Source organism: Pedobacter kyungheensis, assembly GCF_000812965.1.
GTDB lineage: Bacteria > Bacteroidota > Bacteroidia > Sphingobacteriales > Sphingobacteriaceae > Pedobacter > Pedobacter kyungheensis.
In genome coordinates, this window is the sequence record NZ_JSYN01000012.1 from 87,045 (window position 1) to 109,018 (window position 21,974).

General features: G+C 39.5%; 20 protein-coding genes. 13 read left to right on the top strand and 7 right to left on the bottom strand.

What is annotated here, in order from left to right; translation table 11 throughout:
* Positions 1–279 precede the first annotated feature (279 nt).
* The 4 genes from OC25_RS11495 to OC25_RS11510 all read left to right on the top strand — a co-directional run bounded on the left by OC25_RS11495 (position 280) and on the right by OC25_RS11510 (position 5,243).
* Positions 280–1,155 carry a cyanophycinase gene (locus OC25_RS11495; RefSeq protein WP_039476044.1) on the top strand — a complete coding sequence of 292 codons (876 nt, stop codon included), beginning with the start codon at positions 280–282 and terminating at the stop codon, positions 1,153–1,155.
* Positions 1,156–1,211: 56 nt separating this feature from the next.
* Complete coding sequence (locus tag OC25_RS11500; RefSeq protein WP_039475997.1) at positions 1,212–2,054, top strand: isoaspartyl peptidase/L-asparaginase; 843 nt, start codon at positions 1,212–1,214, stop codon at positions 2,052–2,054.
* Positions 2,055–2,083: 29 nt separating this feature from the next.
* Positions 2,084–2,767: a hypothetical protein gene (locus OC25_RS11505; protein ID WP_039475998.1), complete on the top strand. Its 684-nt coding sequence runs from the start codon at positions 2,084–2,086 to the stop codon at positions 2,765–2,767.
* Positions 2,768–3,068: 301 nt separating this feature from the next.
* The gene (locus OC25_RS11510; RefSeq protein WP_245221972.1) at positions 3,069–5,243 is read left to right on the top strand and encodes a carboxy terminal-processing peptidase; all 2,175 of its coding nucleotides are present in this window, start codon (positions 3,069–3,071) and stop codon (positions 5,241–5,243) included.
* 107 nt (positions 5,244–5,350) lie between these two features.
* On the opposite strand, the gene OC25_RS11515 is transcribed toward OC25_RS11510, so the two are convergent.
* The gene (locus OC25_RS11515) at positions 5,351–6,283 is read right to left on the bottom strand and encodes an SPFH domain-containing protein (RefSeq protein ID WP_039475999.1); all 933 of its coding nucleotides are present in this window, start codon (positions 6,281–6,283) and stop codon (positions 5,351–5,353) included.
* Positions 6,284–6,368: 85 nt separating this feature from the next.
* Between OC25_RS11515 and OC25_RS11520 the strand changes: the two genes are divergently transcribed.
* Positions 6,369–8,411: a M13 family metallopeptidase gene (locus OC25_RS11520; protein WP_039476000.1), complete on the top strand. Its 2,043-nt coding sequence runs from the start codon at positions 6,369–6,371 to the stop codon at positions 8,409–8,411.
* 96 nt (positions 8,412–8,507) lie between these two features.
* Here the strand turns inward: OC25_RS11520 and OC25_RS11525 are convergent, their stop codons facing one another.
* Positions 8,508–9,917: a discoidin/SUN/FTP domain-containing protein gene (locus tag OC25_RS11525; protein ID WP_209435588.1), complete on the bottom strand. Its 1,410-nt coding sequence runs from the start codon at positions 9,915–9,917 to the stop codon at positions 8,508–8,510.
* 443 nt (positions 9,918–10,360) lie between these two features.
* Between OC25_RS11525 and OC25_RS11530 the strand changes: the two genes are divergently transcribed.
* Positions 10,361–10,546 carry a hypothetical protein gene (locus OC25_RS11530; protein WP_039476001.1) on the top strand — a complete coding sequence of 62 codons (186 nt, stop codon included), beginning with the start codon at positions 10,361–10,363 and terminating at the stop codon, positions 10,544–10,546.
* Between the two features lies 1 nt (position 10,547).
* On the opposite strand, the gene OC25_RS28465 is transcribed toward OC25_RS11530, so the two are convergent.
* From OC25_RS28465 to OC25_RS11545, 4 genes are all read right to left on the bottom strand, one after another.
* Entirely contained in the window at positions 10,548–10,673 is a 126-nt protein-coding gene (locus OC25_RS28465) for a hypothetical protein (RefSeq protein ID WP_280740772.1), read from the bottom strand.
* Position 10,674: 1 nt separating this feature from the next.
* Complete coding sequence (locus OC25_RS11535; RefSeq protein WP_039476004.1) at positions 10,675–10,857, bottom strand: hypothetical protein; 183 nt, start codon at positions 10,855–10,857, stop codon at positions 10,675–10,677.
* A gap of 139 nt (positions 10,858–10,996) precedes the next feature.
* Positions 10,997–12,097, bottom strand: coding sequence for a CapA family protein (locus OC25_RS11540; protein WP_039476007.1), 1,101 nt, complete (start codon positions 12,095–12,097; stop codon positions 10,997–10,999).
* Positions 12,098–12,212: 115 nt separating this feature from the next.
* Entirely contained in the window at positions 12,213–12,770 is a 558-nt protein-coding gene (locus tag OC25_RS11545; RefSeq protein ID WP_039476008.1) for a C40 family peptidase, read from the bottom strand.
* Positions 12,771–13,280: 510 nt separating this feature from the next.
* On the opposite strand from OC25_RS11545, the gene pdhA reads away from it, so the two are divergent.
* From pdhA to OC25_RS11560, 3 genes are all read left to right on the top strand, one after another.
* Positions 13,281–14,276 carry a pyruvate dehydrogenase (acetyl-transferring) E1 component subunit alpha gene (gene pdhA / locus OC25_RS11550; RefSeq protein ID WP_039476052.1) on the top strand — a complete coding sequence of 332 codons (996 nt, stop codon included), beginning with the start codon at positions 13,281–13,283 and terminating at the stop codon, positions 14,274–14,276.
* Positions 14,277–14,306: 30 nt separating this feature from the next.
* Positions 14,307–15,953 (top strand): dihydrolipoamide acetyltransferase family protein, encoded by a 1,647-nt coding sequence (locus OC25_RS11555; RefSeq protein ID WP_039476010.1) that lies wholly within the window; start codon positions 14,307–14,309, stop codon positions 15,951–15,953.
* Between the two features lie 147 nt (positions 15,954–16,100).
* On the top strand, positions 16,101–17,879 hold the full coding sequence (locus tag OC25_RS11560) for a DUF885 domain-containing protein (protein ID WP_039476012.1): 1,779 nt from the start codon (positions 16,101–16,103) through the stop codon (positions 17,877–17,879).
* A 133-nt stretch (positions 17,880–18,012) separates the two neighbouring features.
* Here the strand turns inward: OC25_RS11560 and OC25_RS11565 are convergent, their stop codons facing one another.
* Positions 18,013–18,390, bottom strand: coding sequence for a GxxExxY protein (locus tag OC25_RS11565; protein WP_039476014.1), 378 nt, complete (start codon positions 18,388–18,390; stop codon positions 18,013–18,015).
* Between the two features lie 396 nt (positions 18,391–18,786).
* Between OC25_RS11565 and OC25_RS11570 the strand changes: the two genes are divergently transcribed.
* The 4 genes from OC25_RS11570 to OC25_RS11585 all read left to right on the top strand — a co-directional run bounded on the left by OC25_RS11570 (position 18,787) and on the right by OC25_RS11585 (position 21,794).
* Positions 18,787–19,338 carry a cupin domain-containing protein gene (locus OC25_RS11570; RefSeq protein ID WP_052266155.1) on the top strand — a complete coding sequence of 184 codons (552 nt, stop codon included), beginning with the start codon at positions 18,787–18,789 and terminating at the stop codon, positions 19,336–19,338.
* 68 nt (positions 19,339–19,406) lie between these two features.
* Complete coding sequence (locus OC25_RS11575; RefSeq protein ID WP_039476016.1) at positions 19,407–20,639, top strand: serine hydrolase domain-containing protein; 1,233 nt, start codon at positions 19,407–19,409, stop codon at positions 20,637–20,639.
* A gap of 91 nt (positions 20,640–20,730) precedes the next feature.
* Positions 20,731–21,036, top strand: a complete 306-nt coding sequence (locus OC25_RS11580) for a YbaB/EbfC family nucleoid-associated protein (RefSeq protein ID WP_039476017.1) — start codon at positions 20,731–20,733, stop codon at positions 21,034–21,036.
* Positions 21,037–21,116: 80 nt separating this feature from the next.
* Positions 21,117–21,794 carry a metal-dependent hydrolase gene (locus OC25_RS11585; RefSeq protein ID WP_039476021.1) on the top strand — a complete coding sequence of 226 codons (678 nt, stop codon included), beginning with the start codon at positions 21,117–21,119 and terminating at the stop codon, positions 21,792–21,794.
* Positions 21,795–21,974 lie beyond the last annotated feature (180 nt).

Consider the following 21,974-nt stretch of genomic DNA (forward strand, 5'->3'; position numbering starts at 1 on the left):
CGCTATTTTAATTTAAACAAGGCTGTTGGAAGGCCAATTTCTGCTTAATTTAATGCATAAAATAATGATTGTAAATTATGCATTTATTCTCAGAATTGCCCCAGCCATTGGTTAAATCAATTTTAAAGGGTATTTGTTTTATTTTTAGGCACAAGCATGTTAATTTTATGTTATCTTATTTCAACTTTTGTTAATAAGTTAGATAATATTGACAAAAAAAGTCGTGTTTTTTATCATAAGCCTATATATTTGGAGTTTTTGATATCAAACACACAAAAAATGGTTCCGGAAGGTAAACTCATCATTATTGGCGGCGCAATTAACACAGGCAGTTTTGCCGAAACGCAATTTGGATTGCCCGATAACATGAACTTTTTTGAACGTGGAATTTTAAAGCGGATTACAACCGAATCGGTAAAAGATACCCAATCGCGTTTTGAAATTATCACTACAGCATCGCTAATGCCCGAAAAGGTTGGCGAAGAATACATTAAAGCTTACGCACAGTTAGATGTGCACAATGTGGGCGTGCTAAACATCACCAACAGAGAAGAAGCCAATGCCGAAGAAAACTACGCACGTATTCAGGCAGCAGAGGTAATTATTTTTACCGGTGGCGACCAGTTACGCCTTTCTTCCATTTTTGGAGGCACTAAAATCCATCAGCTTCTGCTCGAAAAATACCGTACAGAACCAGTTGTAATTGCGGGTACCTCGGCCGGCGCAGCAGCCAGTTCTAAAAACATGATTTATCAAGGTAGCAGTAAAGATGCCTTGTTGAAAGGTGAGGTGAAAATTACCGGCGGACTTGGCTTTATTGACGATGTAATTGTAGATACACACTTTGTACAAAGAGGTAGAATTGGTCGTTTATTATATGCAGCAGCCAGTAACCCTGGTATTTTAGGTATTGGTCTGGGCGAAGATACCGGCCTTTTCATTTCCGATGGTCATATTATGGAAGCCATTGGCTCAGGCATGGTTATTTTAGTAGATGGACGTACCATGGCCGATACCAATTTAACAGATGTTGAAATGGGGCAGCCAGTATCGATTAAGAATATGGTGGTACATGTTATGTGCGACGGCGATGTTTACGACCTGAACGACCACAGTTTGATAATCCAACATCCGAAAGTAGCGCCAATAGCGTAGTTCGGCTAATAATGATTAACTTGTACTTAAATCGTCCTGTTTAATATCCCACAAAAATGAAACTAATTATACACGGAGGTTTTTTTAGCGAATCGTCTACCAATCAGGAAACCAAAAAAGCAAAGCAAGATGCTTTGGCCGAAATTGTTAGCCTTGGCCATGCCTATTTACAGCACCATAGCGCTTTGGAAACTGTAGTTTACACCGTTGCCTTACTCGAAGATAATGAATTGTTTAATGCGGGGATTGGTTCGCAGATTCAGAGCGATGGGAAAGTGCGGTTAAGCTCGGCTTTAATGGACGGTAAAACTGAAAAATTCAGTGGCGTAATTAATGTTGAAGATGTAAAAAATCCAATCAAAATTGCGCAAAACCTGCTAACTTATGATGACCGCGTTTTAAGCGGACAGGGTGCCCAGGATTTTGCCCGTAAAAACGGATTCGAATATTTTAATCCCATCACGGCACAACGCCAGGCAGAATACGAAGCCAAACTAAATCAAAAAAACAACAAAGGTACCGTTGGCTGTGTAGCTCTTGATGCAAACGGGAATATAGCAGCCGCTACTTCTACAGGAGGCAAGGGTTTTGAAATTCCCTGCCGGGTAAGCGATTCGGCAACTGTGGCCGGCAATTTTGCCAATGCACATGCGGGCATTTCGTGCACAGGCGTAGGCGAAGATATTGTAAGCGGTGCGCTGGCGGCTAAAATTGTAACACGCGTTACAGATGGCTTTTCTTTAAAAGATGCTGCCGATAAATCTTTTACCGAACTGAAGGCCTTTGATGGCTTTGCAGGTATTGTAGGCATAACATCAACCGGCGAAATATACCATTGCGATTCTCATCCCTACATGGTTTGGGCATCTTTCGATGTTAATTTACAGGTATTTAGCTGAAATTAAATTTAAAGTATTATTTTTGTTGCATGACCAGGATTGCATTGGCTTTAATTGGCCTTTTTGCGTCAGTACAACTACGCGCTCAGAATATCGATAAACCGGAAATCCAGGAACCAAACGGAGGTAACGCAATCAATATTGCCGTATCTAAATTTGAGCTGGAAGATGGCAACTCGTTTTTTGAGGAAGCAGAAGATTTAGAGCGAAAAGGCGACTACAATGAAGCATTAACCCTATTTGGTAAGGCAGCATTTGAGTATAACGCGGTAAAGAATTTTAACCGCTATGGCCAGGCCGTGATCAAAATGAGCAATATGCACTACCAGTTGGGCCGTTTTTCAGATGCAGAACAAATCCTCTTAAACGTGGCGTTAAAAAATTACTCCAAAACCGGAAACCGGGTGGGAGTGATGAATACCTACAGCCTTTTGGGCAAAGTTTACCTGGCCAATACTAAATATACCCAATCCATGTGGTTTTACACCCAGCAGGGCATATTGGCTAAACAACTCAAAAGCAACAATTCCTATATCGAATCCATGCTCGGCATTGTACAGGTTAAAATTAAAAAGAAAGATTTTACCCTTGCCCTCCGCGACTTAAAATCGGCCGAATGGTTTGCCAACTCTGTTAAAACCACTCAATACAGAAGCCAGATTAAAGATGCCCGCGATGTGATTGCCAGTAAAACCGCGGCAAAAAAAGGCTAAGCAACACTTTTTCAACCCCGTTTAAATAACCAGAACCATAATTCAGTAGCTATTTTTTCAGGAAAAATGGCGCTAAACCGGCTATTTATCGTCTGCAAATAGTCAAATTTCAACTCCTGTTTAAAACAAAAAATAAGCGCTAACGTTCTCCTATTGTTATTGTTAAATAAAAAGCTTTTAGCTAGATTTGATAAGTTTTAACAAGAGACGGTAATAATGCTGTCTCTTTTTTGTTTTTTTGCTAAAATGGTATCATATTGGCTATATAGAATTGGAAATGGATTTTAAATCATTTAAAGAGATGTTAAGAAGAATATTTTTTGTAATTTTTACTGCAGCAGTACTTGCTTGTCATGCTGCACCTAAAACTCAGCCAATGGTTGAGGGTGTTACGAATGTGAAACCTGATGAGCAACAGCAACTCGTTATTAAAGAAGTTGTTAACTTAATTGAGAGCTATAATTACAAAAAAATTCAGGTCAACGATTCTATATCCTCGCTTATTTTAGATAAGTATATCAAATCTTTAGACCCGGGAAGAAATTATTTCCTGGCTACAGACATTAAAGAATTTGAAAAGTACAGATATACCCTGGATGATGACTTTAAAAATGGTGATTTAAGCGGTCCGTTTTATATCTATAACGTTTACGCCAAAAGATTAAACGAGTATTTCACTTATTCTTTGGCGCAGATTAAAACCAAATTCGATTTTAACCAGACCGACAGCTACGTTTACGATCGCGAAAAAATGCCCTGGGCAGCTACTTCAACAGCTTTAAACGATACCTGGAAAAAACGTGTTAAATACGAGCTGGTTAATTTAAATCTGGCAGGTACAACCGAAGCCAAAAACGTAGAAACCTTAACCAAGCGTTACCAAAACCTGCAATCGCAAACCTCGAAAACCAATAACCAGGATGTTTTCCAAATCCTGATGGATGCCTTTACCGAGTCGATCGATCCGCATACCAATTATTTCGTACCTGCAAGGGCTACAGAGTTTAATGAAGAAATGGCACGTTCTTTTGAAGGAATAGGCGCCCGTTTACAACTGGAAAACGAAGTAGTTAAAATTTCGGAAATTATTCCTGGTGGACCAGCATTTAAAGGCAAACAGTTAAGCGCTGGCGACAGGATTATTGCTGTTGCACAAGGCGACGGAGAGTTTGTTGATGTGATTGGATGGAGACTTGACGTAACCGTAACCAAAATTAAAGGTCCTAAAGGCACTAAAGTTCGTTTAAAAGTAATTCCGGTAGGAAAAGAAATGTCGTCTAAACCGGTAATTATTGAGTTGGTAAGAGAGAAAATCATTCTTGAAGATCAGTCGGCCAAGAAAAAAGTTAAAACCATTAACTCAAACGGTAAAGATTATAAAATTGGTATCATTTCGGTACCTGCATTTTATGCAGATTTTAAAGCTGCAAATGCTGGCGATAAAAACTACAAAAGCACTACCCGTGACGTTAGAAAACTAATCGATTCACTAAAAAACATCGATAAAGTAAATGCCATTGTTATGGATTTACGTGGAAATGGTGGTGGTTCTCTAGTTGAAGCCATTTCGTTAACCGGATTATTCATTGATAAAGGCCCTGTTGTTCAGGTTAAAGATCTACGTGGTAAAATAGAGGTAGATGAAGACGAGAATGCCGGTGTAGCCTGGAATGGTCCGTTTGGTGTGATGGTTGACCGTCTAAGTGCTTCAGCCTCCGAAATTTTTGCCGGTGCAATACAGGATTACGGTCGTGGCATCATAATGGGTAGCCAAACTTATGGCAAAGGTACTGTTCAATCTTCTATCGATTTAAACAAGCTGGTAAACCCTAACATGTTACAGCGGATTGCCGGATTAATCGCCAAAGATAAAACCATCGGTACTTCTCCTAGCTCAGCTAACCCGGCTGATATTAATTTAGGTCAGATTAACTTAACCATGGCTAAATTTTACCGTGTTGCCGGTAGCAGTACACAACACAAAGGCGTAACGCCGGATATAGTTTTCCCTTCAGTTTACCCTATGGATAAAATTGGAGAAGATACTGAGCCATCTGCCTTGCCATGGGATGTAATTGCCAGTTCAAACTTTAAACCTGTAGCTAATTTAGCTGCTGTTAAAGCACAACTGATTAAAAACAGTGAGCAACGCGTGGCCAACTCTTTGGATTTTAAATACCTGAAACAAGATATTGCTGACCTTAAGAAACGCGATGCAGAAGTTTCAGTAACCTTAAACGAGGCTAAACTGAAAGCTGAGCGCGATGCGCAGGAAGCGAAGTCACTGGCCAGACAGAATGAATTAAGGGCGCTAAGAGGCCTGCCTGCTATTAAAAAAGGGGATAAAGTTACCAAGCAGGATGTTTTTGATTTTATTGAAGACGAATCGCTAAAAGTAATGGGCGATTTTATGCAACAATCAGGTAATTATGTAATGAACCTGGGCATCCCTGCAGCAGAGAAAATAAACAAGTAGCCAATACTTAATCCACAAAAAAGCCTATCAGCATTTATCTCTGATAGGCTTTTTTTATTGGGAAAACTTTAAAGAATTAGCTGAATATTCAGCTGTTTTTACATTAGCTATGCCTTTTTAGCTGTATTTTGCGATTGTTGCATGGCCATCATCTCTTTCATCGTTTTATTCATGCCTTCGGTACTGCCATCTAAAAAGATCACATTCCCCTCGCTGTACTCAGCAAATTGTTTAATCGCCTCTGTCCACATGGTGAATAAAATTACCGAAGTATCTAAATTGGCCTGTTGCATTTCGTGTGCAGCATTTGTCATACCCTTTGCCACCTCTTCTCTAAACAAAGCAATACCTTGTCCGCGTAACTGGGCAGCTTCACGCTCTGCAGTTGCAGCAATTTTAATGGCATTACCATCGGCTTCGGCAGCTTTGGTTTTGGTAATTAATAAAGCCTGACCTTCGTTTTCTGCTGCAGCTTTTAAGTTGTTCGATGCCACTACGCGGCTCATTGAGCGCATAATTTCTTCATCAAAAGTAATATCGTTTAATTGAAGATCTTGCAGATGATAACCCCAGCCATCTAAAACCTGATCGATCTGCTCTTTAACATGAAGCACAATTTCGTTGCGTTGTGCCAGTACATTGGCCTGCTTTTGAGTGGCTACGTAAGCCCTTATCGAACCTTCGATAGTTCTGATCAAAGCCTGCATTAAGTTGGTTGCATCTACGAATTTAAAGGCTACATTTTTAATGGTCTCCTCATCCTGGTTAATTACCGAATACAAAAGCATGGCTTTAAAATATACATTGGCCTGATCTTGTGTAACCGCCTGGAAAGACAATTCTACCGAACGGTTCTGGATCGATATGCGCGAGTAGATCTGCTCAATTAAAGGAATTTTCAGGTTCAAGCCCGGCCTCAATAATCTTTGATATTTACCAAAAACGGTTACTACCGCAATGGTTCCCTGTTTAACGGTTACAAATGAGCTTAACAGGATAATTACCCCGAGCGCAATGAGAATGTAAAGTGTGTATTGCATAATTAGATTTTTCTATGAAGTTATAAAAAATCATAGAAACTACATCAGGCATTTTGTAGCTTTAAGTTTTTCTAACTTATACACTATGAAAACTAAGTTAATTCTTCCGGCTGCCGGGCTATTGCTATTTGCAGCCTGCCAGAATAAGAACGAAACTGATCCGGGAACAGAAAATGTACGCACCGAGTTTTTTGATAAGGCAGGCATGGATACCACTGTAAATCCTGGCGATAACTTTTTTCTATATGCCAATGGCAAATGGTTTAAAAAAGCCGAAATCCCTAAAACGGAAACTGGTTGTGGCTCTTTTTATACGCAGGAAAATGATAACCTTAAAAACCTGAACACCATTCTCGAAAATGCTTCGAAAGCTGATGGGGCTAAAGGAAGTGCAGAACAAAAAGTAGGCGATTTCTATGCCAGTGGTATGGATACGCTAACTATTGAAAAGTTGGGAATAAAACCTATTGAACCGCTGTTAGATAAAATTGATGCCATTAAAAATGGAAAAGATTTAATCAACTTTGTAGCCGAAGGTTTTAAAAACGGCGAAGGCGATCTTTTAGATTTTAGTGTAGAGCCCGACGAGAAACTCAGCAATAAAAACGCAATATCGTTTTCACAGTCGGGCATTAACCTGCCAGATCGAAGTTATTATCTGGATCAGGATGAAAAAGCAAAAAAAATAAGGGCGGAGTATGTTAAATACATCACTACTATTTTTAAACTGGCAGGCGATTCGGTAAATGCTGCTAAATATGCTGATAACATTTTAAAGCTCGAAACCGCAATTGTCCAGTCGCACTCAACCCCTGTTCAGCTACGCGACCCACAGAAGAACTATAATAAAATGACTGTTGCTGACTTTCAGAAACAAACCCCTAATATCGATTGGAAATCTGTTTTACAAAAACTTGGGGCCAGCACTGATACCGTTATTGTTAAACAACCCAAATATTATCAGGCTTTATCAGCCCTGGTAAAAAGCCAGCCAATCAAAATCTGGAAAGAGAAATTGAAATTTGATGCCTTAAACAATTCGGCCAATGCGCTTACCAAACTCTTCAGAAAGGCTAAATTCGATTTTTTTGATAAAACGCTGTACGGTCAGCAAGCACCGGACGAAAGATGGAAAGCCATCGTAAATACTACCGACAATAACTTAGGTGAGCTTTTAGGTCAATTGTATACCGAAAAATACTTTAAACCCGAAGCCAAAGCGCGTATGCTTAAATTGGTAAACAACCTGCAGAAAGTGTATGCAGAAAGGATCCAGAAATTAGATTGGATGACCCCCGAAACCAAAAGCAAAGCTTTAGAGAAATTAAACGCATTCATTAAGAAAATCGGTTATCCCGATAAGTGGAAAAAATATGATGACGTAGAAATTTCTAAAAACACGTATTACGCAAATCTTAAATCTGCTGATAGGCATGCCTATAAAGAAATGATGGATAAATTGGGTAAAACCGTAGATAAAACAGAATGGGGAATGACTCCGCCGACAGTTAATGCCTATTATAGCCCTTCGTTTAATGAAATTGTTTTCCCCGCAGGAATTTTACAATTTCCTTTTTTTGATTTTGCAGCAGATGATGCTATTAACTATGGTGCAATCGGTGCGATAATTGGACATGAAATGACCCATGGATTTGACGATCAGGGACGCCAGTATGATGCTACAGGTAATTTAAAAGACTGGTGGACCAAAGTTGACGCTGATAAGTTTAAAGCTAAGGCAGCTAAAGTAGAGGCATTTTATAACAACTTCAGTCTGTTTGATAATCAGCACGTAAACGGATCATTAACATTGGGCGAAAATCTCGCTGATATTGGCGGATTAAATATTGCTTACGATGCCTTTAAATTAACAGCTCAGGGAAAAGGTAATAATAAGATTGATGGTTTTACACCAGATCAACGTTTCTTTTTGAGCTTTGCCCAGGTTTGGCGGATTAAAGAGCGCGACGAAAGCATGCGTGTAAGGTTAAAAACAGATCCTCATAGCCCCGAAATGTTTCGCGTAAACGGTCCTGTGTATAACATGGAAGCCTTCTACAAAGCTTTCAATATCCCTGAAACGGCAAAAATGTATATCGCACCGGCAAATAGGTTAGGCGTTTGGTAAATTTAAAAGCACGAATTAAAATATACGTTTGCAAATTATGATCCCGGAATTGATCAACTCTTAAATTCCGGGATCAGCTTTATTTTGCAGTTGATATTATTGCAATAACCTCCACTCACTTAATTGCAAATCTACGCTCCCATTATTGGCTGTAATAAAGAGCTTATAATATTTGTATGCAGTAGTGTTGGAAATCAACATTTTTTTTGTTTGCCTTCTTAAGCCAAAAGTCTCGTTACTACGGATGTCGAGTTGAGTGTAATTCGTACCATCGTTAGATCCCATCAGTTTCCAGCTTTTCGGATCACGATCAGGCGCATCGTTTCCTGCAGTAATGGTATATCCTTTCACCACCTGACTACCTGGGAAAGTGAATTGCGCCCAAAAAGTGTTAGGGTAAGCACCCAAAAAGAACTTGGTATTGTAGTAACTATCGGAAAGTTTAGCAGACCCCTCAGCTGCAGCAGCACCACCAGCATTTTCGTTGCTTACAGTCACAGCCGCTTGGCTGCTTATATCTTTCAGGTACGTCACACCGGGAAAGGCCGTTTTTGCCGTATTCAACTGTGACACCCAGTCGTTGCCCTGCTCATCCAGGTTACCAAAAGCACTTAAAGCAAGTGGCTTTAAATCCATCCCTGTTGCACCGCTCCAGAAGTGGATAAACTCGCCATAATTCATCGATCTTGAAAAGCGCTGTATATTAGTTTGGCCATTATTTACAGTTTGCTTAGGGAAATACTGTGCCAGCAGGCTGAAATACTTATTTAGTGAAGAAGCATCGCCCTGTTGCGAATAGATAGGAAAAAACCAGTCTCTAAACCAATAGGTTTGCGCACGTGGATAGTTTTCGGTTCCATTGGCAACCAAATTATACCAGCGTTGCACATCAGCCGAACGATTAAGACCAATGTAAACATCGTAAATGTAGATTTCCATCCATTTACTATCGTGCCAGATACCAAAAGCGGGGGAATTAAGTACATTGCGTGACGCTCCCTCTACAATATGACCAACCTCATGTGTGGTGAGATCCAGATCGTTCCCTGTGCCGCTGAGCCAGGCACTTGTGCTTGAAGACCCCACATCGATTACATTTCGGTAATCGTGGCTGGCATCCATATACGTGCTAGGATGCCCACCGCTATATTTTCCGGTATGAAAAATAGCCCATAAGCGGGAGTCTGTACCGAATGACCCATATTTATTTTTGGTATAATTCCAAACCTGAGCCAAATAGGTATTGGGCCATGTAACCGTACTGCTCACATCATTATCGTGGTAAACTACAATGCTCGTATCATGATAAAATCGTTGCAATACCTGCACATGGTCAAACCAATGCTCTTGCCAGGTAAGCGGGGGATCGGCAAGTAAGGTGTTATTTACATTTGCGACGGCATTTTTTGTAATTGCAGGTTGAGATTCTTCCAGTCCTTTTTTAGAACAAGAAAGGAAAGCTGCAAAAATCAGCATGCCCAAGAGGATAATTAGTTTGTTTTTCATCTGTTTAGATTGTTTTAATGAAAGAATGGATCCTTTAAAGTGGTTAGTAAGATCACAATCTATTTCACTGGGGTTAATATTTAGGTTGAGTTGATTCCTTTAATTAAGCAATTGTATTTCCCCGCTATTCTCTATTCACAAAATGATAAACGTGATATATTTGGCTTTCCTAAAACGTTTTAGTTTTAAATGAGAAATTAATCCACCTGTTTCCGGTGGATTATATCTAAAGTTAGAGTTTCGGATTAGAAAGTCAACAATGTAATTTAAATATTACAATGCAACAGAATACAAACTACTACATAAAATGCAATCATAACAGAATAGAGCAGCTTGACGAGTACAATAGAAATTTGTTTTTTTAGTTGAAAGTAAGCTTCTGCACACTGAAGCCTCAACAAAACAAAAAGCTTAAATTTCTTGTTTGATCATAAAAACAGATCATGAATGTAAAACGAACCTTCGGAACGATATTAACCATCTTAGGAATCATCGGCTTAATTTATGCCGGGTATGGCTTTGTTAACCACAGCCAAAACAACAGGGGGTTGCTGGTTTATGGCGTAATCGGATTAATTTTCTTTGTATCCGGAATAGGCTTGGTAAAGAATACGAAAGACGAGAGTTAGGTTATTCCTTCCTTCTAAACTTTTTCGACAAAATAAACAAGGCAATTGCTGCAGCTACAGCTATGCCCAGGTAAACAGTATCTTTAAAATTATCGGCTTTGGTGGCCTGCAAAATAAAAGCAAGCATATTATTGTTTCTTCTTTTGCTTAATAATCTGGTACTGGCTAAAAGCCACGAGGCAACCTGCCAGAATAATAATACCCGCTGAAAGTAAATTCTTCGGGTTTTGCTGAATATAATATGCTGCAGCCAATACGAGTATTACCGCTGCTATACCAATGATGTAATGAAGTATTAATCCCTTTTTCATCCGGATTTAATGATTAATTTATTGCTCTTAAAGTTGATGAAACGACCAAATTTATTCACCCCACGGTGCGATTTGAAAAATCAGGACGGTTTCATACCACAAATATTCTGAAATTAACTGAGATTGATGTCGCAGAAAACTAATCTTTTAAACTGATTTTGTTATCCTCGAATTTAAGTTGATGACCAATAAAATCAAGATCAGTTAATTCCTTGATTCGTTTAAAAGCCCTGTGATTATCGTCAACAGTTAAGCGATTAATCTTATCCTGCTGTATGGAAACTACATTGGCATACAGAAAATCGCCTTTCGCATTAATTTTGAGTTGAAGCAAAGGCGCAATTCCGTTATTCCCTTTTAAACTAAACATGCCATAGGTGCAAAAATTACCGAGACTGTAAGCAATGAATTTGTTCTTGTACACCTCAACCGCCCGGGTTACATGGGGTCCGTGCCCTAAAACTACATCTGCTCCAGCATCAATCACTGCATGTGCAAAAGCGTATACATTGCCACGGTTTTCTTTGTAAAAGATTTCGTTTTTGCGTGTTACATGCTCAAAGCGGGCGCCTTCGCCGCCACCATGAAACGAGACAATTACAATATCGGCCATTTGTTTTAAACGGGCCACCAGGGCCTTAGCACTATCGATTTTATTTATCGATACCGTATTTTCATTCGGAGCAAATGCGCAAAAAGCATATTTAACACTATCTTTTTCAAAAACTTCGAAAGGTTTATTTACCTGCCCGGCATAATGGATCTGCAAAGAATCTAAAATCCTGGCTGTGTTTTTTCTTCCCCTGGCATCAAAATCGCCCACATGGTTATTAGCAATACTTAACACATTGAAACCAGCTTTTTTATATATCCCCGCATATCGCTCAGGCATTCTGAACGCATAACAGCTGTTTGGATTAATACCATTACATTTATTGGAGTTGCCCGAATTTAGGAAGCAGCCTTCCAGGTTACCAAAAACAATATCGCCTTTAAGCAGGCTATCTACTGCCTGAAAACTGTTTACGGCATCATCAGGAGGGAGGTTAGTTTTAGCAGGGAATGCTGAGCCCAGCATAATATCGCCAACCGCAGTAATTTCAATGGTATCTTTTAACTTTCTAATCACCGTATCCTGTTTAACTGCAACAGGGTTAACTACCTGTGCATTGTTGCTCGTACAGCTGATTGAAATAATTATAACAAAGGGAAGGATTAAAACGGTATTGATGAGCTTCATTAGGTATTCATTTTTTGTAGCGACACAGGACAATTGCCAAAAATAAAAAATCCTCCAAAATTGCTTTAGGAGGATTTGGTTATGTTTTAACTGTTAACTGAAATTGTCAACTGATTTATTCTACTTCAAATTCTTTCTTAAACGATTCTAACACACGTCCGCCCTTGTAAAAATAGCGACTGTAGTAAGGCTCGTTCAGGTTGCTGATTACCACACCACGAGAACTTGATGCATGTGCAAATCTGTTATCGCCCAGATAGATACCAACATGTGAAATACTTCTGCTTTTGATCTTAAAGAAAACCAGATCACCTTCTTTTAAATCTTCTTTTGACAAAGGATCAACCATGCTAAAAATATCACGCGAATTTCTTCTAATGGTAGTGTTGAAAACTTTATCGTAAATCGCTTTAGTAAAAGCCGAGCAATCAATGCCTCTTTTAGTATTTCCACCATAACTATATGGTGTTCCGATCCATTCGTATATAAATTTGTATAGCTTTAAATTCGAAGTCGCATCTACTGCAACACCCATCACCTGCGAGAAATACTGCGATGCAAGATTATCAGGGTCATTTAATTCTTTACCAGATTCTTTTGTTTTAGTTTGCGCAAATGCGGTTGAGAGCGTGCAAATAGCGATTAGAGTTGAAAACAAAAATTTTTTAATCATGTTATACAGTTATGTTTGGGTATTCACTTACACATTAACGTACACCACATGGGCTTATTGTTGGTTGCCAAAAGTATTAATTATACAAATGTTATCCAAATGTTAGCTGTTAAAAAGTAAAAGTTATTAACATTTTAATTTTACAACCCTTACTTTTCGGTTAAATAATTCAAAGAAAATCAGCTTTTGTCACAAAAATTTTTCCTTTCTGCAGGCAGGCAAAAGAACCAAAAACAGCACTATTTTAAATTATGTAAATAAGAGTATATGCAAAATTAAATTTTAGAATAATTTAATTCGAGATTACGATAAAGGGCGTTGTTTTAATTATAAAAAATCAGGATTAAATCTGTCGGAAAACAGAAAAGGCGATTCCCGATCCTATTCAATTGTAAAACAAGTGTTAAATGTAATTTTATGGCCGGGAATATGATGTTTTTCCTCCCGAAAGTGCCAAAAATTACAATAAAAAAATTAGATTTGCTGTCGCAAAAAAACAAATACCCTAAAATGAGTGCAGTAGAAATAAATAAAGATACCTGGTTAAAGTGGTTTGAGTCGATGTTGCTGATGCGCAAATTCGAAGAAAAAACTGGCCAGTTATACGGACAACAAAAAATACGTGGCTTTTGTCATTTATACATTGGACAAGAAGCTGTAGTTGCAGGTGCTATATCTGCAATGCAAAAAGGCGATTCGATGATTACCACTTACCGTGATCACGCTCACGCTTTGGCTTTAGGCGTTAGTGCAGATAGCATTATGGCCGAAATGTATGGTAAAGCTACCGGCTGTTCTAAAGGTAAAGGTGGTTCAATGCACATGTTCAGTAAAGAGCATAACTTTTATGGTGGCCACGCCATTGTTGGAGGTCAGATTCCACTAGGTGCTGGTGTTGCTTTTGCAGAAAAATATAAAGGAACAGACAATGTTAACATTTGTTATATGGGCGATGGCGCTGTACGTCAGGGTGCATTAAACGAAACATTTAACATGGCCATGTTATGGAAATTACCTGTAGTTTTTGTTTGCGAAAACAATGGTTACGCAATGGGTACTTCAGTACAACGTACTACCAACATGACCGATATCTATAAAATTGGTTTAGGTTTCGATATGCCTTGTGCACCTGTTGACGGTATGGATCCGGTTGCGGTTCACAATGCTATGGACGAAGCTATTCAACGTGCACGTAAAGGCGAAGGACCAACTTTCTTGGAAATGAGAACTTACCGTTACCGCGGTCACTCAATGTCAGATCCGGCAAAATACCGTACTAAAGAAGAGTTAGAAGATTACAAAGCAAAAGATCCTGTAGAATTAGCCAGAGAAACTATTTTGAAAGAAAAATATGCAGATCAGGCCTGGATTGAAGAAGTAGAAGCTAAAGTTAAAGCTACAGTAGATCAGGCAGTGAAATTTGCCGAAGAATCTCCTTGGCCAGATGCATCTGAGTTATACAAAGATGTATATGTAACTGAGAACTACCCTTACGTAATGGACTAATATTAATAAGATTTCAATTAATTAGATATAATGGCTGATGTAATTAAAATGCCCAAAATGAGCGACACCATGACCGAAGGGGTTTTGGCGAAGTGGCACAAAAAAGTGGGCGATAAAGTGAAAAGCGGCGATGTTTTGGCAGAAGTAGAAACTGACAAAGCAACAATGGATATGGAATCTTATTGGGATGGTACCCTTTTATACGTTGGTGTAGAAGAAGGTCAGGCTGTTCCGGTTGATGCCATCATGGCCGTTATTGGTAAAGAAGGCGAAGATTATAAAGCAGCTTTAGCCGCTGAGCAAGGTGCATCAGCTCCTGCAGCAGAAAGCGAAGCTCCAAAAGCTGAAGAGCAAAAAGAAGAAGCTGCTCCTGCTCAGGGTGGAGGCTTAAGCGAAGAAGAATTAGCAGCAAAAGGTGTAACGGTAATCCGCATGCCTTTGTTAAGCGATACCATGACTGAAGGCGTAATTGCCGAATGGCATAAAAAAGTTGGCGATAAAGTAAAGGATGATGATGTTTTAGCTGACGTAGAAACCGATAAGGCTACTATGGAAGTCATGGGTTATGCAACCGGTACTTTATTACACATCGGTGTTGAAAAAGGCCAGGCTGCCAAAGTAAATGGAATTATCGCTATTGTAGGCCCTGAAGGTACTGACGTTAGCGGTATTTTAGCTGGTGGTTCTGCTCCGGCAGTTGCAAAAGCTGAAGCTCCGAAAGAAGAAAAACAAACAACAACCGCTGATGCAGGTTCATCTGCACCAGTTGCTCAGAGCTCATCGTCTGATAGCCGCGTAAAAGCATCTCCTTTGGCAAAGAAAATTGCTAAAGATAAAGGAATCGACTTATCGCAGGTTTCAGGTAGCGCAGAAGGTGGCCGTATCATTAAAAAAGATATCGAAAACTTCAAACCAGCTGCTGCACCTCAGGCAGAAGCACCAAAAGCAGGAAGTGCACCATCTGCAGCTCCGGTAATCCCAACTTTTGTTGGTGAAGTTAAATTTACTGAACAACCTGTTTCGCAAATGCGTAAAGTAATTGCAAAACGTTTGGCTGAAAGTTTATTTACAGCTCCGCATTTCTATTTAACCATTAGCATTGATATGGATAACGCAATGGCTGCCCGTACGGCAATCAATGCAGTTGCTCCTGTTAAAGTTTCTTTCAACGATATCGTAATTAAAGCGGTTGCTGTGGCATTGAAAAAACACCCAGCTGTTAACTCATCATGGGGTGGCGATAAAATCCGTTTCAACGAGCATACTAACATCGGTGTAGCTATGGCTGTTGAAGATGGTTTATTGGTACCTGTAGTACGTTTTGCAGATGGCAAATCATTATCACACATCTCTGCAGAAGTGAAAGATTTTGGTGCTAAAGCAAAAGCTAAAAAATTACAACCGGCAGATTGGGAAGGATCTACCTTCACAGTTTCTAACTTAGGTATGTTTGGTATCGATGAGTTTACCTCAATTATCAACTCTCCTGACGGTGCAATTTTATCAGTAGGTGCTATTCAGGCCATTCCTGTAGTTAAAAATAGTGCTGTTGTTCCAGGTAACGTAATGAAATTAACTTTAGGTTGCGATCACCGTGTGGTTGATGGTGCAACCGGAGCAGCATTCTTACAAACTTTAAAAGGTTTGTTAGAAGAGCCAATCAGATTGTTAGCGTAATCCGGTTAACAATTAACAGTATTTCAGTTAATACAAATTAACTATATAGCAAAGCCATCCTTTCCGGGATGGCTTTTTTGCTTTTGGTCTACGTTACAAAATGGCGTTTAATTTATTATTTTTGGTTAAACACTAAACTCAAACCATATGAAGAGAATACTTCTGTTAACAGCTTGCATTGCTTCCTTATCGGCCTGCAAACAGGGAACCAAATCTGATTCGGACTCAGAAAACAAAGCTTTTGCCAGCATGTGCGAGCAATACTACCAGGACGGCTTGAAGCTTAACCCAATTAGCGCTACTTATATTGGAGACGAACGCTACGATGATCTCCTGCCAAATGATGGCTCACAAGCTTACCTTAAGGAATATAAAGCATTTAACCAACGCTACCTCGACAGTTTAGGTAGGTACAACAGGGAAAGCCTGGATGACAATGATAAACTCTCTTTCGACTACCTTAAAGATCAGCTAAGCATCAATTTAGAGGGTCTAAAATATCATTCAGAATACCTGCCCTTTAACCAGATGTTTGCTTTGCCATTAACCATTGGCCAGTTAGGATCAGGCACGGGAGCGCAGCCTTTTAAAACGGTAAAAAATTACGAAAACTGGCTAAAGCGTGCTGCTGCCTTTTCTGTTTGGGCCGATACAGCCATTGCCAACTTTAGAAAAGGTGAAGCCGTAGGTATTGTTTTGCCAAAGGCTTTGGTAGTTAAAATGATCCCGCAAATGCAGAGTATGGTAGTAAGCAGTCCTGAAAAAAGTTTGTTTTATGGACCGATCGATTCATTACCGGCAAGTTTTTCTGCTGCTGATAAACAAAAATTAACTGAAGCATACCGCAATGCCATCACTACCGTTATTGTACCAACCTATAAAAAACTGGGTGATTTTCTTCAAAACGAATATCTACCAAAAGCGAGAACTACCTCTGGCTGGTCTGCTATGCCTGGCGGCCTGGAGTGGTATACTTACCTGGTAAAACAACAAACCACTACCAATAAAACACCGGAAGAGATTTATCAGACTGGCTTAAAAGAAGTAGCCCGGATAAAAGGACAAATGGATAGCATCAAAAACCTGGTTGGTTTTAAAGGCGATTTGAAGGCTTTTTTCGAATACATGAAAACCGACAAAAAATTCATGCCTTATAAAACGCCAAAAGAAGTTTTAGCTGCTTTCGAAGACATCCACCAGCGGATGAAACCCAATTTGAAAAAAATGTTTGATGTGGAGCCCAAAACACCTTTCGAAATCCGCCAGACAGAAGCTTTCAGGGCTGCATCTGCGAGCGCAGAATACAATCAGGGCTCTGCCGATGGTAAACGTCCGGGAATCTTTTATGTGCCTATTCTGGATGCCAAAACATTCAATACTACCTCCGGAATGGAATCTCTTTTCCTACACGAGGCTATCCCTGGTCACCATTACCAGATTTCACTAACACAGGAAAACAAATCGTTACCTAATTTCCGCCGTTTTGGTGGCCATAATGCCTATGTTGAAGGCTGGGCACTTTATTGCGAATCGCTAGGGAAAGAACTGGGGCTATACCAGGATCCATACCAGCACATGGGTGCATTAGGCGATGAAATGCATCGTGCCATTCGCCTGGTAGTTGATGTGGCCATTCATACCAAAAACATGACCCGCGAACAGGCCATTAAATACATGACCGATAACGAAGCCATCAGTAACGAAGGCGCAACAGCCGAAATTGAGCGTTATATGGGTATTCCGGCACAAGCGCTTGGTTATAAAACCGGAGCCATGAAAATAAGGGAACTAAGAAGCAAATATGAAAAGGAACTCGGACCAAAATTCAAATTATCGGCCTTTCATACTGCCGTTTTAAAAGATGGTTCTTTCCCGCTATCGGTTTTCGAAGCTAAAATGGATGTCTGGGCAGCCAGCCAGAAGTAATTAATTTTTCCCGCCGATAATTAAGCATTTTTTTATTGGCGGGAACATTATCTTAATATTTATCCCGCAGATAACGCAAAGGCCGCAGATAAATATATCTCCATTTTTTCTAAATTACTCATTCTACATCGTCTCAAAGGCTGTTTACCTTCCTCCAGATGGATTGTGAGATATTGGAAGAATTAAAATTTACGAGTAATCCTAATTTTAATCCAGAAAGTTTCAGATAGGTTAGCACTTGTTTATGGTGAAGCGGAGTAACTGTCTCAACCGACTTTAATTCAATAATTACCAGATCATTGATTAATAAATCTATCCGGTAGGCAGAATCAAGCACAATATCATTAAAAATAATTGGTAGCGGAACCTGCCGCTGCACATCCAGGCCTTTTTCTTTTAAAACATAAGTGAGCACAGTTTCATACGTAGATTCTAACAGCCCCGGCCCTAATGCATTGTAAACTGTAAATATTGCTCCCCTTACTTCATAAGAGATATCATTCTCATCCATATTACAAAACCATTTAAATACTTTTTAATCTGGATGATAAATCAATATAGTGTTTAATTCTTAAAAATTATAATATGTTTTTAAGAAAAGGTGGACTTTGCACTCAACAGATTCATTAGCAAGCAAGAAACTACAGTCTTCGCTTATTATCTTCAATCAATGGGAGAAAAAATACCATACATATCCCGCAGATATCCCGAGTACGCAGAAAACTAAAAACAGCATTTTCCAACTTATATCGGCGAAAAAAATATACCTTAATATTGCCTACATGTAAAAAACAAAAATCTGCGATTATCTCCTTAAATCTGCGGGAGAAAAAATTATACAATAAACACAAACAAAATTCTAAACCCTTTTGCCCTTGTATTGTTAATTAAATAAAACTCCTCAACCATGGACAAAGAAAAACTAATACAGGAAGCCTATTTAGTGGCACATAAAATTGAAGAAAACGGGAACTTCCCGAATAATCCGGTTTTACCACTGATGGTTTACAAAGGTGCACTCAGACTTCATCCTGATGATGGTGATGAGGTCATTAAAAAGGTTTTTGCACAAAACGGCTATACAAATGCCTGGGTTGATGGCATTTTCGATTATCATCACTACCACAGCAATACGCACGAAGTAATGGGCGTATTTTGTGGCAAGGCAGATGTGCAGTTTGGTGGCGATCATGGTGTTTGCATAGAGCTTGATAAAGGTGACGTAATTATCATCCCAGCAGGTGTAGCACACAAAAAACTTAACTCATCTGATGACTTTACTGTTGTAGGTGCTTATCCAAATGGTGCTGATTATAACATGAAATATGGCAGGGCAGGTGAGCGGCCTGAAGCAGATGAAGAGATTGCAAAAGTGAAAAATCCAGATAGCGATCCGGTTTATGGCAGCAAAGGACATTTATTTGAATGCTGGTACAATCAAAATTGCGAAAATGTGTAAAACTCTTTCGTTGTAACCGTCTAAAATTCTTTAATTTTCGGGTTTTAAATATAGTTTACCCGATATAAATGAATTTTCGATATATATGTTCAGCATTAGCCCTCTCTGCAACTTTACTAACCGCTTGTTCAAGCAAAAAATCTGAAGAGAAAAAGGCGGCTGAAAAAAAAATACGCACCAAAGAAGACGATAAAGCCGATAGCCTGTTATTGGTTTACAACCCACAAAAAGGGGATAAATGGATTGCCGATTTTGTAGATAACCTGCACAAAAAGTTTAATTTTAACGGCAATATGCTGGTGGCCAAAGACGGAAAAATTCTTTACGAAAAAGCCGTTGGCTGGGCCGATTATCTACACCGCGATAGTTTAACGATCAACTCTGAATTTGAGCTGGCCTCTATTACCAAAACGTTTACCGGTACAGCCATTATGCAATTGGTAGAGGCGGGTAAACTTTCCTTAAATGATGATGTAAAAAAATTCTACCCCAATTTCCCTTACGATGGCATTACGGTAAAGCTCCTGCTTTCGCACCGCAGTGGTATGATGAACTACGTTTATTTCATCGATGATATCTGGCGGAAGGAAAAACGCAACATGAAAAAGGGCGTAACTAATCAGGAGGTAATGAATGTAATTGCCGAAAGAAAGCCTAATCCATATACCAAGCCCGATAACCGCTTTCATTATAACAACTCTAACTTTATGGTGTTGGGTGCCATTATCGAAAAAGTTACCGGTCAGCGTTACTCTCAATACATGATGGAGCATGTTTTTAAACCTGCAGGTTTAAAGCATACGCATGTGTACAGCACTACTGAATACGAAAAAATACCGGTTGATGTGGTTGGTCATGACCGCAATAGCTTTAGGTACTCAGTTGCACAGAACTTTCTCGATGGGCCGGTTGGCGATAAGGGAATTTACAGCACAGTTCACGATTTGGTGTTGTTTGATAAATACCTTAAAAACGGCAGGTTGTTAACCCAAAAAAGTCTGGATTCAGCGTATGTAGGGCGTAATAAACCTATTAATGGTCATTTTAACTATGGCTACGGATGGCGGATGTTTGACGGAGAAAACATGGATAAAGTGGTTTACCATACCGGATGGTGGCACGGTTTCCGACATATTTACGTTAGAGATTTAAGTAAAAATATCGTAGTTATATTCTTAGGCAACTTAACCAATGGCAGTTTAATGCATTTGGACGATCTTTACAAACATTTGAATATGCCAATAATCCGTAAAGGGGCCTACCATGGCAACGGAAGTCTGCCGGGAAGTGACGAAGATTAGTAACTGGCAGTAAGCCTTTTACGTCAAGCAAAAAAGTATTAACATTAAAACAATTTGGGAATAATTTCCTTTATTATAAAAATACAAAGCTATGTTCGATAAATTATTCGCGGCACAACAAAAAGCCGAAGAAATTAAAAAGCGTTTAGATACCGTATCGGTATATGGTGAAGTTGAAAACGGTGCCATTAAAATTACTGCAACAGCCAACAAAACGGTTACCGGTGTTAGCATCGATGAAACATTTTTGAAAAATGCTGACAAGGAAGAGTTAGAGGAACTGTTATTAACAGCCATTAACAAAGCCATGGCCAGTGCCGAACAAGTGAGTGCAGCCGAAATGCAGGCCTCAGCACAAGATATGCTTGGTGGCCTGGGTGGCATGTTCGGTCAATAAACACACCAATTCTTAATTGATAATTTGATGGTGTTAACTGGCATGAGCACAGTTGGCACTTTAATGTTGAAACAATAACTATGAAATATACTTATTATGGCCAATCCTGTTTTTTGCTCGAAACAGCCAGCAAAAAACTTTTATTCGATCCTTTCATTTCGCCCAATCCACTGGCCAAAAACATCGATATCAAGGCTATTGAAGCCGATTATATTTTGGTGAGTCATGGTCATGGCGATCACGTAGCCGATTTAGTAGCTTTAGCTAAACAAACCCAGGCCACAGTAATTGCGATGCCCGAAGTAACCGGTTGGGCTGCCAAACAAGGTGTAGAAAAAGTACATGGCATGAACTTCGGCAAGTTTACCTTTGATTGGGGAGCTGTGCGTATGGTACCTGCCACACATTCGTCGGGCTTGCCCGATGGAAGCTATGGGGGCAACCCCGCTGGCTTTGTGCTGGAAGTAGATGGTAAACAAATCTACTTCGCCGGCGATACCGGCCTGACTATTGAAATGAAGGTTTTAGCAGACATTTACAATTTAGACTATGCTATTTTACCCATTGGCGGTAACTACACCATGGATGTAGATGACGCTTTGGTAGCTACCAAATATTTTTATTGCGATAAAGTGATCGGTGTGCATTACAATACCTTTCCGGTGATTGAAATTGACACCGCTGTTGCTTTAGATAAATTTAAGCGTGAAAACAAAACCTTATTGTTACCAGAGATTGGAGAAACGATCAGTTTATAGTTTTCAAACAGATCGTCATTGCGAGAAGGCTTTTTCAGCCGACGAACCAATCTTACAACGATGACTGTTAACGTACGCTAAAGAGATTGCTTCGTCGTTCCTCCTCGCAATGACGAACTTACGGTACAAAACAAAAAAGGGCCTCCGATTTTTCACCGGAGACCCTTTCAAATTATAAAA

Bases quoted from the DNA above. Each gene is read 5' to 3' on its own strand.
- OC25_RS11525 (WP_209435588.1), bottom strand. From the start codon at position 9,917: ATGAAAAACAAACTAATTATCCTCTTGGGCATGCTGATTTTTGCAGCT.
- OC25_RS11510 (WP_245221972.1), top strand. From the start codon at position 3,069: ATGTTAAGAAGAATATTTTTTGTAATTTTTACTGCAGCAGTACTTGCT.
- OC25_RS11520 (WP_039476000.1), top strand. From the start codon at position 6,369: ATGAAAACTAAGTTAATTCTTCCGGCTGCCGGGCTATTGCTATTTGCA.
- OC25_RS11585 (WP_039476021.1), top strand. From the start codon at position 21,117: ATGAAATATACTTATTATGGCCAATCCTGTTTTTTGCTCGAAACAGCC.
- OC25_RS11535 (WP_039476004.1), bottom strand. From the start codon at position 10,857: ATGAAAAAGGGATTAATACTTCATTACATCATTGGTATAGCAGCGGTA.
- OC25_RS11580 (WP_039476017.1), top strand. From the start codon at position 20,731: ATGTTCGATAAATTATTCGCGGCACAACAAAAAGCCGAAGAAATTAAA.
- OC25_RS11570 (WP_052266155.1), top strand. From the start codon at position 18,787: ATGGACAAAGAAAAACTAATACAGGAAGCCTATTTAGTGGCACATAAA.
- OC25_RS11545 (WP_039476008.1), bottom strand. From the start codon at position 12,770: ATGATTAAAAAATTTTTGTTTTCAACTCTAATCGCTATTTGCACGCTC.
- OC25_RS11555 (WP_039476010.1), top strand. From the start codon at position 14,307: ATGGCTGATGTAATTAAAATGCCCAAAATGAGCGACACCATGACCGAA.
- OC25_RS11530 (WP_039476001.1), top strand. From the start codon at position 10,361: ATGAATGTAAAACGAACCTTCGGAACGATATTAACCATCTTAGGAATC.
- pdhA (WP_039476052.1), top strand. From the start codon at position 13,281: ATGAGTGCAGTAGAAATAAATAAAGATACCTGGTTAAAGTGGTTTGAG.
- OC25_RS11540 (WP_039476007.1), bottom strand. From the start codon at position 12,097: ATGAAGCTCATCAATACCGTTTTAATCCTTCCCTTTGTTATAATTATT.
- OC25_RS28465 (WP_280740772.1), bottom strand. From the start codon at position 10,673: ATGCTTGCTTTTATTTTGCAGGCCACCAAAGCCGATAATTTTAAAGAT.
- OC25_RS11575 (WP_039476016.1), top strand. From the start codon at position 19,407: ATGAATTTTCGATATATATGTTCAGCATTAGCCCTCTCTGCAACTTTA.
- OC25_RS11565 (WP_039476014.1), bottom strand. From the start codon at position 18,390: ATGGATGAGAATGATATCTCTTATGAAGTAAGGGGAGCAATATTTACA.
- OC25_RS11505 (WP_039475998.1), top strand. From the start codon at position 2,084: ATGACCAGGATTGCATTGGCTTTAATTGGCCTTTTTGCGTCAGTACAA.
- OC25_RS11560 (WP_039476012.1), top strand. From the start codon at position 16,101: ATGAAGAGAATACTTCTGTTAACAGCTTGCATTGCTTCCTTATCGGCC.
- OC25_RS11500 (WP_039475997.1), top strand. From the start codon at position 1,212: ATGAAACTAATTATACACGGAGGTTTTTTTAGCGAATCGTCTACCAAT.
- OC25_RS11495 (WP_039476044.1), top strand. From the start codon at position 280: ATGGTTCCGGAAGGTAAACTCATCATTATTGGCGGCGCAATTAACACA.
- OC25_RS11515 (WP_039475999.1), bottom strand. From the start codon at position 6,283: ATGCAATACACACTTTACATTCTCATTGCGCTCGGGGTAATTATCCTG.